2 protein-coding genes are annotated in these 2,225 nt (G+C 62.1%); one reads left to right on the plus strand and one right to left on the minus strand.

The genetic code is table 11. The features are described from left to right. Nucleotides 1-203: 203 nt before the first annotated feature. Nucleotides 204-557, minus strand: a complete 354-nt coding sequence (locus tag AX692_RS18975) for a DUF2750 domain-containing protein (RefSeq protein ID WP_067402672.1) — start codon at nt 555-557, stop codon at nt 204-206. Nucleotides 558-850: 293 nt separating this feature from the next. On the opposite strand from AX692_RS18975, the gene chrA reads away from it, so the two are divergent. Next, complete coding sequence (gene chrA, locus AX692_RS07545; protein WP_066550240.1) at nt 851-2,170, plus strand: chromate efflux transporter; 1,320 nt, start codon at nt 851-853, stop codon at nt 2,168-2,170. Nucleotides 2,171-2,225: the final 55 nt, after the last annotated feature.

The raw sequence follows: 2,225 nt of genomic DNA on the forward strand, positions 1-2,225 counted from the left end.
ACTTGCGCGTCTATGAGGTCGGTGAACCGCGCTCCACGTAGCTTAGGGCCGCATTCATGCATTCGGCACCAGATCCTGAGCGGCCGCAAGGGGGTCGGTTGCTGAAGGTCGGGAATTTTCCAGCAGCCGGGGAAAGCCGCCGTGACGCTTTCGGGATCGAGCATTGGCCCCGCTCATGGCCGGTCGTGGGTGGTTTGTTGCCGCTACGCTTCGGCAGCCAGTAACCGTGCAAGAACCTCGCTCGGCCTCAAATCGTAACCTGTAGCCCGCTCGCCGGACCAGTTAAGGCCGCATCGAAGCCCATCCTTCTCCAGTCCCGGTAACCAACGCTCAATAAAGGCAGCTAAATCAATTGGGGTCGGCTCGAAGCCCACATAGGCTGAGACACTATCCGTGATCTTCTTTGCTCGGCTTTCCGAGGACCAGAATGGCATGGCGATCTCACCGGACGGGTTTGTCGATGTAGGGAACCCGGCCTCGTCGCGGATTCCCCACACCTTACGGGTCGCCAATGCTTCTGAAACAAAGGCGTCGGCGTGTGCTGCTGAGATGCTCATTTCGTTAGATCATCATAGAAGTGGGACGACCGCAATGGGGTCGGTTTCAGCAAGGCAGGATTTTTCCAGAAGCGATGCAGAGCTGCCATACCGCTTTCAGGGTCGCGCATCGGCCCCGCTTATGACCGATGATGGGTGGATAGCGGAATTTCCGTTTCGACCTTGCCGAGACTTGCGCCGCATTCTAAACCATCGGCGACGGGGCGAAGCAACCTCCCGTTCAGGCCGAGAAAAGCCCAAGCGTTGCCTCGTAGCCTTGCCGTTGTTGGCAAGGTCTTTTGTGCGAGGTCATCTTGGCGTCATCGGCTCTCACCCATTCCGTCGCTTTTGTCGATCTGCTGCGGGCGTTCACCCGCATCGGCCTGCTCAGCTTTGGCGGACCTGCGGGGCAGATCGCGCTGATGCACCGGGAATTGGTGGAAGAGCGCAAATGGGTGGCCGAGGAGGATTTCCTCCACGCGCTCAATTTCTGCCACCTGCTCCCCGGCCCCGAAGCGCAGCAGCTCGCCACATGGATCGGGTGGCGGCTGCATGGATGGCGCGGCGGGCTGGCCGCGGGGCTGCTGTTTGTCATTCCGGGCGCGGCCATCATTCTGGCGCTGTCGGTGCTCTATGCCATTGCCGCCAATCTCGCATGGGTCGAGGCGCTGTTTCTGGGCGTAAAGGCAGCAGTGCTTGCGATTGTGGTGCAGGCCTTGTTGCGGATTGCCGGACGTGCGCTCGATACGGGATTGAAGCGTGCGCTGGCGGTGGCCGCGTTTGTCGGACTCTTCCTGTTCGATCTGCCATTTCCGCTGATCGTGCTGGGTTCCGGGGTGATTGGAATGGCGGTCGCAGCGTGGCGCCCTGCCCTGTTGGCGCTGAAACCCACAGCACCCGCTGGCGATTTGCCCGAACGACCATGGCGCAGCACGATCATTTCGGTTGCCCTTTGGGGAGCGGTCTGGGCCGCGCCGATGGTGCTGATTGCGCTGACGCTGGGGCAGGATCACGTGCTGTGGGAAATCGGCGTATTCTTCTCGCAGCTCGCCATCGTCACCTTTGGCGGGGCTTATGCAGTGCTCGCCTACATGGCGCAGGAAGCGGTGCAGGGCTTCGGGTGGCTACGTCCCGGTGAGATGGCCGATGGGCTTGGCCTTGCGGAAACCACGCCGGGGCCGCTGATCTTGGTGACGCAATTCGTCGGTTACCTCGCGGCCTTCCGTGCGCCGGAACCGTTCTCGCCTTTCCTCGCGGGATTGCTGGGGGCGGGGCTGACCACGTGGGTGACGTTCGCGCCGTGCTTCATGTGGATCTTTGCCTTCGCGCCGTGGATCGACCGACTGGGTAACGCTGTGCGGTTGAAGGGCGGGCTCGCAGCAGTGACGGCGGCGGTTGTGGGCGTCATCGCCAACCTCACCGCATGGTTTGCGCTGCATGTGCTGTTTGCTGAGGTGGGCCAGCGCCAATTCGGTCCGCTGCGGTTATACTGGCCGGACCCGGCGAGCTTCGAATGGCGCGCAGGCGTGCTGGCAGCGCTCGCCTGCGCACTGGTGTTCGGGCTGAAATGGTCGGTGCTGCGGGTTCTGATGGCCGCCGCGCTGGGCGGCATGGTTCTGGTTTTGGCAATCTGAGGGACTGTCAGGATTTCCGTGTGTGGCCGGGCATAATGGGCAACAAGGAGTCCCA

The sequence above is a fragment of the Erythrobacter donghaensis genome (assembly GCF_001557325.1).
GTDB lineage: Bacteria > Pseudomonadota > Alphaproteobacteria > Sphingomonadales > Sphingomonadaceae > Erythrobacter > Erythrobacter donghaensis_B.

What these genes read in the sequence shown, in the direction of transcription:
- AX692_RS18975 (WP_067402672.1), bottom strand. Translation starts at nt 557, where the DNA reads ATGAGCATCTCAGCAGCACACGCCGACGCCTTTGTTTCAGAAGCATTG.